The sequence below is a fragment of the Nonomuraea sp. NPDC049269 genome (genome assembly GCF_043197155.1).
Taxonomy (GTDB): Bacteria; Actinomycetota; Actinomycetes; order Streptosporangiales; family Streptosporangiaceae; genus Nonomuraea.
Window position 1 is genome coordinate 1,376,991 of sequence record NZ_JBICSO010000001.1, and the last position, 12,778, is coordinate 1,389,768.

Here is a 12,778-nt window from a genome sequence, read left to right on the forward strand (position 1 = left end):
GCGCCTCGTACCGTGCCCGCGTCATCGTCCAGCAACGCTCAGCAAGCCCGTAAGGCCATCGGCAACCGGCTACGGGTGATCCTTCGACAGTCCGGCCTGACCTCGCGTGCCCTGGCGAGGCAGGCCGGCTGGGAGGAATCCAGGTGCTCCCGCCTTTTGTCCGGCCGTACCCCGCCGACGGAGACGGACATCGAGATTTGGTGCCGCCTCTGCGGCGTGCCAGAGGAGATTCCTGACCTGATCGCGGCCTCTCGCAACGTCGAGAGCGCCTACATGGAATGGCGCCAATATCAGCGTAGTCAGAAGCATCTCAACGAGATGCGGCGGAAACTGTACGAGGAGACTCGGCTTTACCGTTTCTACAGCTCCACCACATTCCCCTGGCCCGCGCAAGCCCCCGGCTACATGCGGGCGCTCATGCTGCGCGGCGCGGAGCTGCATCGTTCAAATCCCCCGGACATCGAGGATGCGATCCGAGTACGGGTGGATCGTCAACGGCTGCTGGATGATGGCACCCGCCGAGCTGCAATCCTTGTGGAGGAGTCGGCGCTACGCGCTCAGCCCTTCCCCGGCGAGGTGATGCGGGATCAGTTGAACCACCTCCTGGTCGCGATGCGACGCCCGAACATTTCCCTGGGCATAGTGCCTATCGAGGGGCGACGGGTCCAGAAGCCCGCCGAGAACTTCCACCTCTATGACGAGGCACAGGTGTTCATCGAACTACTGACGGCGGCGGTGACCATCACGCAGCCTCGCGAGATCGCCCTCTACGTCCAACTGTTCGATGACCTGACCGCTGATGCCGTCTTCGGCTCGAAGGCGCAGACGTTGATCAATGCCGCTATCCGCGCACTGAACTGAAATTCGTCGTACAAACTCGTACACACTTGTTGAGGTTGCGAAAGTGCAGGTCCTAGCGTCGATGGCATGTCACCGAGACGCGCTGCCGAGCCCCGCCAGGGCCAGCACAACGGGGTAACCGCCGATATGGCCAGCCGGCTGGACGAGGCGCTCGGGCCTGCGCAGCAGGAGTTGAAGCGGCGACATATCCCGTGTCTGAGGGTGTCGCTGATCAGCCTGGAGTTGTGGGAACGGCAGCCGCTGACGTTCCCCGAGTACCACACGCCCGCCATCGAAGTCTGGGACCGGCAGGGAAAGATCGTGGCTGCCGTCACGATGAGCGTGGATTTGAACCACTTCTGCGTGACCGTCCCTTCGCAGCAGAGCCACCCCTACCTCATTTCTGTCCAGGCTCCCGAACTGGTGGCAGCGCTCATTCCTGGCTATGACCGGGAGGGGCCGTGAGTCTGGTGACGGAGGCGGGCGAGACCGGCTTTCGCTATCCGTTCGTGATCGGGTGGACGGGGGAAATCCAGAGTGACCCGTTGAAGTGGATACCGCGCCGTGGCGGTCTGCAACTCAGCTACGCCATTCCGAGTCGTGGCGACTACAACAACGGCGTCTTGCTGTTGCGGCAAGGCAAGAAGATGACGGGACGGCCCGACTTCACGTCGGTGAACACCCGGAGGCAGTGGCGTTGTATGGACAATCGGCTATGCCAGGTGTGTGCTTGTTCGGCGGTAGACGCCGAGACCCGTCGGATCTGGTGGTTGCTGTCATCCGACTCCGGTGATGGCGGAGATGGCTACACCAACGCGCCGCCGACATGTCGGAGGTGTATCCCGGAGGCGATCACGCAGTGTCCCCACCTGCGGCGTAACGCCGCAGTATTCACTGTGGGCACCTGTTCGCCGTTCGGGGTGCGAGCTGATGTGTTCTTGCCCTGCCTGCCGCCGCTGGTGCCGTACGAGCGCAACGTGGTGCTCACGTTCGATGACTACGACATGTCTCACGCGCTTGGCCGGGAGTTGCTGATACGGCTACATGATGTGCAGCCAGCGCCTATGGACGAGCCTGAGTTGAGACTCAGACGGCCCGGTTGAGGTGTTCTCGCTGGTTCATCCTCGGAATCCTCTGATCGGCGGTGCGCGGGCTTGGGCCTGGGACAGGCGGTAGGAGTTGGTACCGGTCTTGATGGTGTTGCCGCCACGGTCAAAGCCCGCTCCAAGCAGCCAGCCCGGCGGAGCGTTCTTGGGCAGGCTGTCCGAGCGTAGCGAGGTCCTTCAGGGGGCGGGCGTCAGCCCGCCTGGGAGGACGTCCGGAGCGAAGCGGAGGGCCGTTGTGGGCGGGCGGGCATCAGACGGCCAACCACCGAATCGGGTAACGGGCGGGAGGAAGAACGTCCGGAGCGAAGCGGAGGCCTATTGGTCAGAGGCGGCCCGTTGTAGCGTCCAGGGCGTACACCTTGCTGTCGGTGCTGCCGAAGTACACCAGCCCATCGACCACCACGGGACTGGACCAGCTGATGTCGCCGAGGGTGGTGTAGCTCCAGCGGACCTTGCCAGTAGCCGCGTCCAGCGCATGGATCTGGTCATCGTGGCCGCCGATGTACACCACGCCGTCGGCCACCGCCGGACGGGCGTTGATCTTGTCGCCCGTGGCATAGGTCCAGCGCACCCTGCCGGTGGCCGCCTCCAGCGCGTACAGCTTGCCGTCGCCGCCACCGACGTACACAAGCCCGCCGGACACCGCCGGACTGGAGAGGACGGCGCCGCCGGTGGCGTGGGTCCAGCGCACCCGGCCAGTGGCCGCCTCCAGCGCGTACACCTTGCCGTCGGCGCTGCCGACATACACAAGCCCGCCGGACACCGCCGGACTGGAGTCGACGGCGCCGCCGGTGGGGTAGGTCCAGCGCACCCGGCCGGTGGCCGCGTCCAGGGCGTACACCTTGTCGTCGCTGCTGCCGATGTACACGATTCCGTCGGCCACTGCCGGGCTGGAGAGGACGGCGCCGCCGGTGGGGCGGGTCCAGCGCGCCCGGCCGGTGGCCGCGTCCAGCGCGTACACCTTGCTGTCGCGACTGCCGACGTACACCATTCCGCCGGCCACCGTCGGATAGGAGTCGACGGCGCCCTTGGTCGCGTGGGTCCAGCGCGCCCGGCCGGTGGCCGCGTCCAGCGCGTACACCTTGCCGTCGCCGCTGCCGGTGAATACGTTCCCGCCGGCCACCGTCGGACTGGAGTAGACGTCGCCGCCGGTGGTGTAGGTCCAGCGCACCTGGCCGGCGGCCGCGTCCAGGGCGTACACCTTGTCGTCGCTGCTGCCGATGTACGCGATCCCGTCCGCCACCGCCGGGCTGGAGATGATGAAATCGCCGGTGGTGTAGGTCCAGCCGATCGCGCGCGTCGGTGCGGTGGAAGCGCTGGGTGCGGCAGGCGTACTGCCGACGGAGCCGGCCGTTTGCGGTCCTCGTGAAGCCAGCTGCCGCAGCGGGCAGGGGGCGGAATGCCTTGTCGTCGTAAGCCGAGACACCGATCAGGATTGCCCGGGAGCGGGGGTAGTCAGGCGAGCGCGGCGCCTCAAGACTCATCGGGCGCCCGCAGTACTTGGCGCAGCAGCGGCGCGATGTCCTGGTCTTTGACCCGCCGGGCGTCTAGTTTCACCTCGCCGGAGGCTTTGATGGTGATGGTGACGTCCGCCCGGCGGGTGGCCAGCCAGACGGTCAGCGCCCGCGACAGGGCCGCGACCGCGCCTGCTGAGCTGAGCGCCAGGACGAGCGTGTCCAAGGCCCCGCCCAGTTCGTCCTCCGCCGCGGGCCTCCGCACGACCTTTACCGTCCCGGTCAGCTCCCGCTCACTGGCCAACCAGTGCCGCAACGCGGTGAACTCCGCTATCTCATCGCCACCTGTGAGCTGGATCTGTGTCTGCATCAGCTACCCCTCCACCGATGGGACCATCGCTCCAAGCAAAGCAGGGGAGGGAGCCCTTCGCTGCGGATTGCAGCAAAGAGTGACCAACTGACAACAAGCCGTCAATGGTCGCAACGCCTTCGCTAAGGCCGCCGACTGCCAATGTCCGATTTTCGAGCCTCGAACCCAACAAAGGTGGGCACTTGCTCGTCCAACGATGAGTTTCCGTCGCGGCAGTGGTCTCACTCCCGAATCGACTGGAAGGAGTGGTTCCGGTGGACCTGTACAGCGTCGTGTGCGTGCGTGACCGGGTGACATCGCAGAAGTGGTTCGAGGCGTTCTTCGGGCGGCCGGCGGACGAGATCATCGGCGAGGAGTACCTGTGGCAGGTCGGTGAGAACGCGTGGGTCGTCATCGACGACCGCCACATGCGGGCCGCGCGGGTGGGCGGCACCATGATCACGCTCGGCGTGACCGATCTCGACGAGATCTTGGCCCGGCTGGCCGCGCACGGCATCGAGCACGAGCCCGTGGAAACGTACGGCAACGGTGTGCGCCACGTGGAAGTCCTCGACCCGGACGGCAACAGCCTGTCTCTCGCGGAGGCGCCCGCCCAGTGATCCGAGCTCAGGAGACGGTAGCGCGGGCGTCAACCTATCGGAGGCGCTGGAGGCCGGCCCTCCGGGCCGCCGGCGTCGTCCCGGTCCTGCCTGTCGACGACAACGCACGGGCCGACCTCACCGGGGCCCCCTCACGGACTGATCACATCAGGTCCGAACTCAGCCCCCGAGAGGCTTCCAGGCGAGGCCACTCAAGCGTTGTGGGTGAGCGCCTTGCATCCGGCCTTGGCTCGCTCGACGTGGTGCGCTGTACGACCTCGCGCTCGATCGTCGAGTTGGTGGTCGGGGCTGGGGTCTTCGCCGGGGCCTTGGTGCTCGGCTTGGGTCTGGGCCAGGCGGTAGGAGTCGGTGCCGGTCTCGATGATGTCGCCGCCACGGTCAAGCCTGCTCCAAGCAACCGGCCCGGCGACGTTACGGACGGTCTGGACGGGCGAAGGCCGGAGCATGTTCGGGGCGGGGCCCAAAGCCGACGAAGCGGGCGGGTATCTTGCGAAGCCCCGGGAACACGCGGGTGAGGAAGAGCATGGACTTCGGCGGGCCGGAACGTTTGCCCGCGAACTGCTTCTCGAACATCACCCGCTGCAGCAGCCGCTGACCATTCTGCACGATCACGGTGGGGCGATACCTGCGCCGTTGCACGGCTGCCAGATCTGTGAGGGTGACGGTGTGCCGACGCAACGGGTCGGCCAGGATGGTGCCGGCCGCCACCGCGTCCTGGATGGCCAGGTTGATGCCCACTCCGCCAGCCGGTGACATGGCGTGCGCGGCGTCGCCGATGAGCAGCAGCCCGTCGAGGTACCAGCGCTTGAGCCGGTTCAGCCGCACGTCGAGTACATGCACGTCGTCCATGCTCGCCAGCCCGCCGACCCGGTCGGCGAAGTCCGGCCGCAGGTGGGCGATGCGCTCTCGGAAGCGCGCTATTCCTTCGGCCCGCAGCCGCGCGTCAGAGCCTTTGGCGGTGAAGTACGCCACCTGGTAGTAGTCGTCGCGGGCGAGGGAGATCAGTGCCTCAGGACCCCGGGCGACCGGCGTCACGCCGGCGGGCACCTCCCGCTCGCCGACCGGCCGGGGCAAGCGAAACCACCAGACGTCGAACGGCACGCGAAACTCCTTGGGCACCAGGCCCGCGTCGCGGCGCAGCGTGGAGTGCCTGCCATCGCAGGCGACCGTCAGCTCGGCGCGGATCTGCCCGTCGCGGCCGTCCGCCGTGCGATACCGGACCCCGGTGATCTTCTCGCCGTCTCGTAGCAACGCGGTCGCCTCGGTGTTCATGCGCAGGGTGAAGCCGGGCTCCTCGTCGGCCGCCTTGGCCAGGAAGGACAGTAAGTCCCATTGCGGCACCATCGCGAGGTAGTTGTACGGCTTTGGCAGCGCCTCGAAGTCGCCCAAGGTCACCATGCTCCCGTCGGGCGCGGGGAGCGACAGGTTGCCCAGGCGGCTTTGCGGCAGGGCGCGAAAGCCGTCGCCGAGGCCGAGCTCGTCCATGAGCCGGATGGTGGCGGGATGCACGGTGTCCCCGCGAAAGTCGCGCAGGAAGTCGCCGTGTTTCTCCAGCACAGTGACCTCGATCCCGGCCCGGGCCAGCAGCAGGCCCAGCATCATGCCGGCCGGGCCGCCGCCGCACACCAGGACGCCGGTGCTTTCGGTGATCGTCATGACCGTCCCTTCCCGCGCAGTCCGTACTGGATGAACAAGGCGATGACCATCAGGCGCAGGGCTACGTTGGCCCAGATCGACGGGTCCACCGCGGCGCGGGTGAACGCGTACGTCTCGACCGCGGCGGTGCAGCCATGTAACACGATCATGGTCCACGTGATGACACGCACCGCATCCTGTTGCCGGAGGGTTCTACCGGCGAACGACAGGAACGCCACGGCCAGTTCGGCGGCCCCCAGCAGGTAGCACACCAGGTAGCCGTCTGGCATGATGCGCACGCCTACGGCGCCGGGAATCAGGCCGGGCGCGGCGATGAGCATGACACCCGCCGCCAAGGTGACCAGGGCATGAAGGGTGAGCAGGATGCGGAGGTTCACCTCGACTCCCGTAGGCGGGTGAGGGCGGACTGCCGGTCGTTGAGGCGTGGGTAGGGCTCGTCCGGAACGGGCACGCCGAGGAAGTCGCACAACGGCTCCCAGCCCTGCCCGCTCTCGTAGACCAGGACGCGATCCGCACGGAGCGTGCCGGTCACCTCCGCCGTGTGGCGCAGGAACACCTTCACGGCATGGCTCTCATCAGGCATCGGGTCGGCCGGTGTCGTGCCGAAGGTGTCGCGCCAGATGCGATCCAGCAGCGGCCGCATGCCGGTGATCACAGGCTGGAGTTCGCGGGGCACCGCACTGGGATCGTGCAGCAGCGCGAAGACGGTGTCGCGGAGGCTGACGTACCAGGCGTGGGGGTCGCGCACGGTCAGGATGACCTTGGCGTCGGGGTGGGTGTGCGTGAGCGGGCGCCAGAAGTGGGCGCTGGGCCAGTCCACCGCGGCCTGGTAACCCCGCAGCAGGCCCGTCCAGTCGACCTGCTCCTCGAGGGCCTGCCGCCACCGCGGCGCCTGCTCTGGATGGGCGCCGATCTCCTGCATGTGGTGACAGGGACCGAAGCCGAGCAGCTCCAGCGCCGCCTTCAGCGATGTGGTCCCGGTACGCGGCAGTCCCGCGCCGATCACGCTGATCATCCGCACGCCTCCTAATTCATCAGAAGGTGAAACTCTTATGTAGACGATACACACATGAGGGTCATGCCGGAAGCGATACCATGACACCTCGTGGACCGAAACCTCCTGGAGGCCGCCCTGGCAGCCGCCGAGCAGCATGGCAAAGACGTGGCCGACTTGCCGCTGAGCGCCATCGCGGCCGCCGCGGGTATCTCCCGCAGCACCCTGATCAGAAGGCTCCACGGATCACGGGCCCAGCTGGACGAGGCGGTCCGGGAGGCCGGAATCGACCCCGGGGGGCGCCCGCCGGTCCGGGACCGGGCCATCGAGGCCGCAGCTACGCTGATCGCCCGCGACGGGCTCGGCGCGGTCACCATGGAGGCCGTCGCGACCGCCGCGCACTGCTCCCCGACCAGCCTGCACGCCGTCTTCGGTAGTCGCGACGGCCTGCTCGCCACCATGTTCGACCGGTACGTCCCCGTGCCGGATCTGGAAGCGCTGGCCGCTGAACCACCCGAACGCATCGAGGACATGGTCCACGCCGTCTACGCCGCGCTGGCCGAGGCGTTCGCCCGCGAGCCACGGGTGTTGCCGGCCATCTTCGGCGACCTGTTCACCCGTCCCGACGGCACCGCCGCCCGGATGCTCAAGGCCAACCTGCCCAGAATGTTCGCCAGTCTCAGCACCCTGCTGACCACGCAGATCCAAGCCGGCCGACTACGGCCCCTCCCCCTGCCGCTCCTCATCCAGCTCATGATCGGCCCAATGGCAGGGCACATGCTGCTGCGCCCCGTCCTGCAAGACGGGCTAGGGGAAGGCCTGCCCCCCGTCGAGGCGGTCGCGCGGACATTCGCCGAGGCGTTCATCCGCGCCACCGCCCCCTGAGCCTGCCACGCTGGGGTTGCCGTAGTACTCGCTGGAAGCGGGCGGATATGGCGTGACCGGTGATCAGGTATTCGTCTGGAGGGGTCCTGGGCCTGATCGACGGCTTCGGGGTAGCGCTGGCGCCTGTCGTGCTCGGTCGATGCTGGTAAAGCTCAGGTCACGTCCCTTGCGCCTGCCGGTAGGGATGATCAGATCCCACGTGGCTCAGCCCAGGTAGAAGTCCCTGCGAGCGGCCACGAACGCCTCGATCGTCTGGGCAGGTACGCCTGTCACGCGTTCGACGTCGTCGGACGCGCGGTCGTAGCGGTTCTCGCGATGCAGCCGGGCCATGGTGGCGATGTGCTGTTCGGTGTGCGGCGGCAGGCCCGCCTTCGCGAGCACCTCGGCCCGCCACTGGTCCAGCGGCACGTCCACGTACGACACCGGACGCCCCAACGCGCGTGAGAACTCCGCGGCCATCTCCGTCATGTCGACCGTACGTGGCCCGGTCAGCTCGTAGACGTGCCCGATGTGCGGAGCCGGGTCGCGGAGTACGGTGGCGACCACCCGGGCGACGTCGTCCGCGGCGATCGGCGACGTGCGCCCGGTACCGAACGGCAGCGCGATCGTGCCGTTCTCCCGGATCGATCGCGCCGCCAGCGTGGTGAACAGCGGATTGTTCAGGAACGTCGTCGGCCGGATGTGTACCACCGGCAGGCCCGACCAGTTCAGCACCTGCTCCGTCAGCCAGTGCAGCCGCTGCTGGTGCGACTCCGCGGTGCTGGTGGCGGTCATCTGCGACACCGTCATCTGTGACATGTCGACCAGGCAGGCCAGTTCCCCCTGCTCCCGCGCCACGGTGGCCACCACAGTCGCCGCCAGGAGCTGGTCCGGCGACACGGGCATCCCGAAGTACATCCGCCCGACCCCCTCCAGGGCGGGCGCGACGGTCTCGGGCCGGGTCAGATCGCCGACGACCACCTCCGTGCCGAGCGCACGCAACTCAGCCGCACGATCATCGTCATGGTGGACCATCGCACGCGCCGGCACGTCCCACGCGCGCAGTTGGTCGAGGACCGAGCGGCCCACGTCACCGACCCCGGCGATGAGAACAAGGTTGCTGGCGGCCATCGGTCGATCTCCTTCTGCGTAGCCGAGTACCTGGGTGGAGGTGTGATCACGTGTGCGTGTGGCGTCTGAAGGAGTGCGGGACGTTCGGCCGAGTGGTGCCCGGCTCTGTGGGACGCTGTATTGCGAGACCGGGCGCGCAGGCCGCGAACCGGGACGGTGTGCCCGGCAGGCTCCTTCAGCGGGTGTACCCGCAGCCGAGCATCACGACGTGGGCGAATACCTCATGTTCGGGTCATCGGAGCGGCAAGCACCTGTCTCATCCCTGAGCGCCCGGACCGAACCCCGACCTCGCGATGCGCAAGTGGCTGTGCGGCTCGATCATCACCGGCCCCGCCGCAGTGATCGCCAAGGTCTACGACCACGCCGAAGCCCGTGATCCCGCAATGTCCGTCCCTGGGTCGTACTCGTCGACGGAGCCCGCCACCAGCTCGATCTGATCACGGCGGAGGCCGCCCGCCGCGGCGTCAGCGTCCACATCGTCATCGACTTCGTTCACGTGCTGGAGAGTTATGGGCTGCCGCCTGGAGCCTGCATCCTCCCGCGGCACCGGCCGCCGAGGACTGGGTCGCCGGTCACGCTCTGGCCCTGCTGGCCGGGCACACCGGCCACGTCATCACCGCGCTGTCCGGTCAGGCGGCCACCACGGCCGCCCACCGCCGCGACGGCATCGAGGCGTGCATCCGCTACCTCACCAACAACGTCGAGTATCTGCGCTACGACCAGGCGCTGGAGGCGGGATGGCCGATCGCGACCGGCGTGATCGAAGGCGCCTGCCGCCATCTGATCGCCGACAGATTCGACCTCGCCGGGGCACGCTGGGGCCTGGCCGGAGCCGAAGCCGTCCTGAAACTCCGCGCCCTGATCGCCAACGGTGATCTCGACGAATACTGGCGTTTCCACCGCGCCCGGCAACACGAACGGGACTACCAGAACGGATGCTCCCTCACGGCTTGATCGCTCCAGCCACTGAGGAAGAGCTACGCCCGATTGAGCTTCTCAAACAGACAGACTGTTTCTCTATTCCGGACTACAATCTGCGGCCCTGCGGCCAGCCCGTAAACTGCTCACTAAAATTGCATACCTTTCCCCTATGGATCTCCACCAAGGCTGTGACTACCATCAAGCAGTAAACATCGACACCGAAGGAGGTTACTAATGGGCCGTATCAAGAAGTTCGGCGTTTCGGCGGCCGCGGTGGCCGCGATCGCCGCCGCGACAACCCTAACGTCACCGACCGCTCCCGCCCAGGCAGCGACCTGCAGCACTAACGCGCAGATCGGCACTATCGGCGGCACTGGCTGGGCGATGTGCAGCGGTGCCGGAGTGACTCAGACACGGGTCGTGCTCTTCTGCCAGGACAGCGGCGGTAGCTACACCACGGTATACGGCCCTTGGGTTGTTAATTCCGTTAAATCAAATGCCCGATGCAGCAGCACCTCATGGCCGATATCGGTCGGATATCAAACAATGTGAGCCATCACAAGCTCATCCGATCGCGGCGTCAATTCCGGCTCGATCGTGACCCGAATGTTCCGGGTAAACCTTGAACCACCCGAAGTCTTCATCTTTCTTCCCAGGGGCACAATTAACCGGCCAAGGCCCTTCCCTCGCCACCCCTACGCGGCCCGCGCGACCGGCTCTTCGCCGAGGAGGAGTCTCACCTGAGGTCGGTGTCAATGTCACAGGAACATGTCACCATCGGTTCGGAGGTGTCCGGCAGTGGCCAAGAAACGCGGCGGCAAAACCTGGACGCTGGCCGGCGCGGCGAAAGCTGGCCCGGGAGGCGCCGATCGCCACGGTACGGCATCTGCGCACAGCAGAGATCTCGCGAGCCTGGCATCAGCAGAAACTGCCAGTGGGCTATTTGGTAACGACTGCCCGGCGCCTCAAGAACATGAGTTCGCACCTGCCATCCAGCCAGGGGCCCGCCGAAGGTCAACGAGGTCGTCGCAGGCGAAGCCTGCGCCGGGGAGGACGTCCGAGCGAAGCGAGGTCCTTCGGGGTCGGGGCTTTGGCCCGACTGGAAGTAACGTCTGAGCCCCCAAAGCGCGAAGCGCCCAAACCGAAGCCCGTTGTGCGCCGAAGGCGCCCCCAGAAGGACGTCCGGAGCGAAGCGGAGGTCCTTTGGAACGGTCAGAGGTGGCCGAGGTGGGCCGAGAGGCGGTCGGTGGTCTGTAGGAGGGCGGCGGCGCAGGCGTCGGCTTCGGCCATGAAGCGTTCTGCCGGGCCGCAGACGCTGATGACCGCCACCGGCCGGCCATGGTGGTCGAGGATGGGGGCCGCCACGGAGGCCGCGCCGCTCTGTCGTTCGGCGATCGACATGGCGTACCCCCGGCGGCGGATGAGCGTCAGGTCGGTACGCAGGCGGGCGGGGTCGGTGACCGTGGCGGGCGTCAGGCTCTCCAGGGAGCGGTCGAGATAGCGGGCGATATCCGCTTCTGGGAGGAACGCCAGGAACGCCTTGGATGATCCGCCCGCGTGCAGCGGATACGGGACGCCCAGCGAGACCGACATGATCACCTCTCGCTCGGGTGTCGCCTGGTCGATGTAGACGCGGGTGTCGCCGGTCCTGATCGACAGGGTGGCGGTCTCGCCGGTGAGCCTCGACAGGGCGGGCAGTTCGGGCGCGGCCAGCCGCCGGACGTCGATGCGGTCGAGGTAGGCCAGGCCGAGCCGCATCGCCGTCAGCCCCAGCGAGTAGCGCCTGCTGTCCTCGTCGAGCACGACCAGCCCCCGGCTCCTGAACGAGGCCAGCACCCGGTGCACCGCCGCCTTCGACATGCCCAGGCTCTCGGCGATCTCGGTGACGCCGAGCGTGTCCGTGCCCGCCTCGGCGAACCGGACGAGGATGTCGGCGGCCCGTTCGACGGTGGCGGCGGTCTGGCTGGGCATGGTGCGCCTTTCGCGGCGAATCGTGTGTACTGTCGGAAACAGCATTCCTACTATTGGAACACAAGGAGCCGTCGAATGTCGCTGTGGAAGGCTCTGGAGGGATCGCGCGTGCTGGACCTGGCGCAGCCGATGCGCAAAGGCATGCCGCAATCCCCCAACCACCCGCCGTTCCGGATGGCGCTGGAACGCCGGCACGGCGACCTGGTCAGGCCCGACGGCGGCTCGGCCGCCAACGAGATCATCGTCACGGGCGGCCACGTCGGCACGCACGTCGACGCGCTCGCGCACGTCTCTCAGGAGGGTCTGCTGTACGGCGGGCGGCCCGCGGCCGAGGTGATGTCGCACGCGGGGTTCAGCGACATGGGCATCGACGGGTTCGAGCCGTTCGTGGGCCGGTGCGTGCTGCTCGACGTGGCCGCCGTGCACGGGGTGGCCACGCTGCCCGCCGGGTACGAGGTCACCCCGGACGACCTGGAGCGGGCCGCCGGAGAGCTGGAGATCCGCGCGGGCGACGCCGTGCTGGTCGGGACCGGGTGGTCGCGGCTGTGGGAATCGGGGGACGACTTCGCCGGTCAGCGGAACGGCGTTCCGGGTCCGGGTGCCGACGCCGCCCGCTGGCTGGCCGCCCGCGGGCCGCGCGTCGTGGGGGGCGAGACGATCGCGTTCGAGCACATCGCGGCGGGCCGCGGGCATGCCACGCTCCCCGTGCACCGAATCATGCTGGTGGAGTCGGGCATCAACATCGTGGAGACGATGCGGCTGGCCGAACTGCTCGACTCGGGAGTACGCGAGTTCCTGCTGGTACTGAACCCGCTGCCGATCGTCGGCGCCACGGGCGCCCCGGTCCGCCCACTCGCCGTCATCGCCTGATC

General features: G+C 67.6%; 15 protein-coding genes and 1 pseudogene. 9 read left to right on the top strand and 7 right to left on the bottom strand.

Features of this window, described 5'->3' with window-relative positions; genetic code table 11:
* Positions 1–12: 12 nt before the first annotated feature.
* The 4 genes and pseudogenes from ACGFNP_RS06265 to ACGFNP_RS06280 all read left to right on the top strand — a co-directional run.
* Positions 13–216: pseudogene (locus tag ACGFNP_RS06265) on the top strand (helix-turn-helix domain-containing protein); the annotation flags it as partial.
* Positions 217–861, top strand: a complete 645-nt coding sequence (locus ACGFNP_RS06270; RefSeq protein WP_393316603.1) for a DUF5753 domain-containing protein — start codon at positions 217–219, stop codon at positions 859–861.
* 66 nt (positions 862–927) lie between these two features.
* Positions 928–1,305 (top strand): hypothetical protein, encoded by a 378-nt coding sequence (locus ACGFNP_RS06275; RefSeq protein ID WP_393315459.1) that lies wholly within the window; start codon positions 928–930, stop codon positions 1,303–1,305.
* A complete protein-coding gene (locus ACGFNP_RS06280; RefSeq protein WP_393315462.1) occupies positions 1,302–1,943 on the top strand; it encodes a hypothetical protein in 642 nt (213 codons plus the stop codon). Before ACGFNP_RS06275 ends, ACGFNP_RS06280 begins: the two co-directional genes overlap by 4 nt.
* 325 nt (positions 1,944–2,268) lie before the next feature.
* On the opposite strand, the gene ACGFNP_RS06285 is transcribed toward ACGFNP_RS06280, so the two are convergent.
* The gene (locus ACGFNP_RS06285; RefSeq protein WP_393315465.1) at positions 2,269–3,372 is read right to left on the bottom strand and encodes a PQQ-binding-like beta-propeller repeat protein; all 1,104 of its coding nucleotides are present in this window, start codon (positions 3,370–3,372) and stop codon (positions 2,269–2,271) included.
* Between the two features lie 47 nt (positions 3,373–3,419).
* A complete protein-coding gene (locus ACGFNP_RS06290) occupies positions 3,420–3,770 on the bottom strand; it encodes a hypothetical protein (protein WP_393315468.1) in 351 nt (116 codons plus the stop codon).
* 254 nt (positions 3,771–4,024) lie between these two features.
* Here ACGFNP_RS06290 and ACGFNP_RS06295 point away from each other — a divergent pair, with 254 nt between their 5' ends.
* Positions 4,025–4,369, top strand: a complete 345-nt coding sequence (locus ACGFNP_RS06295; protein ID WP_358326779.1) for a VOC family protein — start codon at positions 4,025–4,027, stop codon at positions 4,367–4,369.
* A gap of 411 nt (positions 4,370–4,780) precedes the next feature.
* Here the strand turns inward: ACGFNP_RS06295 and ACGFNP_RS06300 are convergent, their stop codons facing one another.
* The 3 genes from ACGFNP_RS06300 to ACGFNP_RS06310 are packed head-to-tail and all read right to left on the bottom strand — an operon-like array spanning position 4,781 to position 7,040.
* Positions 4,781–6,025 (bottom strand): FAD-dependent oxidoreductase, encoded by a 1,245-nt coding sequence (locus tag ACGFNP_RS06300; protein WP_358326775.1) that lies wholly within the window; start codon positions 6,023–6,025, stop codon positions 4,781–4,783.
* Positions 6,022–6,402, bottom strand: a complete 381-nt coding sequence (locus tag ACGFNP_RS06305) for a hypothetical protein (RefSeq protein ID WP_358326772.1) — start codon at positions 6,400–6,402, stop codon at positions 6,022–6,024. The genes ACGFNP_RS06300 and ACGFNP_RS06305 overlap by 4 nt, the downstream gene beginning before the upstream one ends.
* Positions 6,399–7,040 carry a sulfotransferase family protein gene (locus tag ACGFNP_RS06310; RefSeq protein WP_393315471.1) on the bottom strand — a complete coding sequence of 214 codons (642 nt, stop codon included), beginning with the start codon at positions 7,038–7,040 and terminating at the stop codon, positions 6,399–6,401. The genes ACGFNP_RS06305 and ACGFNP_RS06310 overlap by 4 nt, the downstream gene beginning before the upstream one ends.
* 90 nt (positions 7,041–7,130) lie before the next feature.
* Between ACGFNP_RS06310 and ACGFNP_RS06315 the strand changes: the two genes are divergently transcribed.
* Positions 7,131–7,904: a helix-turn-helix domain-containing protein gene (locus ACGFNP_RS06315; RefSeq protein WP_358326767.1), complete on the top strand. Its 774-nt coding sequence runs from the start codon at positions 7,131–7,133 to the stop codon at positions 7,902–7,904.
* A 204-nt stretch (positions 7,905–8,108) separates the two neighbouring features.
* Here the strand turns inward: ACGFNP_RS06315 and ACGFNP_RS06320 are convergent, their stop codons facing one another.
* Positions 8,109–9,014, bottom strand: coding sequence for an NmrA family NAD(P)-binding protein (locus ACGFNP_RS06320; protein ID WP_393315473.1), 906 nt, complete (start codon positions 9,012–9,014; stop codon positions 8,109–8,111).
* Positions 9,015–9,386: 372 nt separating this feature from the next.
* Here ACGFNP_RS06320 and ACGFNP_RS06325 point away from each other — a divergent pair, with 372 nt between their 5' ends.
* Together ACGFNP_RS06325 and ACGFNP_RS06330 are read left to right on the top strand one after the other, a co-directional pair.
* On the top strand, positions 9,387–9,968 hold the full coding sequence (locus ACGFNP_RS06325; RefSeq protein WP_358326761.1) for a hypothetical protein: 582 nt from the start codon (positions 9,387–9,389) through the stop codon (positions 9,966–9,968).
* A gap of 201 nt (positions 9,969–10,169) precedes the next feature.
* Positions 10,170–10,487 (top strand): hypothetical protein, encoded by a 318-nt coding sequence (locus ACGFNP_RS06330; RefSeq protein ID WP_358326758.1) that lies wholly within the window; start codon positions 10,170–10,172, stop codon positions 10,485–10,487.
* Positions 10,488–11,147: 660 nt separating this feature from the next.
* Here the strand turns inward: ACGFNP_RS06330 and ACGFNP_RS06335 are convergent.
* The gene (locus ACGFNP_RS06335) at positions 11,148–11,906 is read right to left on the bottom strand and encodes an IclR family transcriptional regulator (RefSeq protein WP_393315477.1); all 759 of its coding nucleotides are present in this window, start codon (positions 11,904–11,906) and stop codon (positions 11,148–11,150) included.
* 75 nt (positions 11,907–11,981) lie between these two features.
* Between ACGFNP_RS06335 and ACGFNP_RS06340 the strand changes: the two genes are divergently transcribed.
* Positions 11,982–12,776, top strand: coding sequence for a cyclase family protein (locus tag ACGFNP_RS06340; RefSeq protein WP_358326752.1), 795 nt, complete (start codon positions 11,982–11,984; stop codon positions 12,774–12,776).
* Positions 12,777–12,778 lie beyond the last annotated feature (2 nt).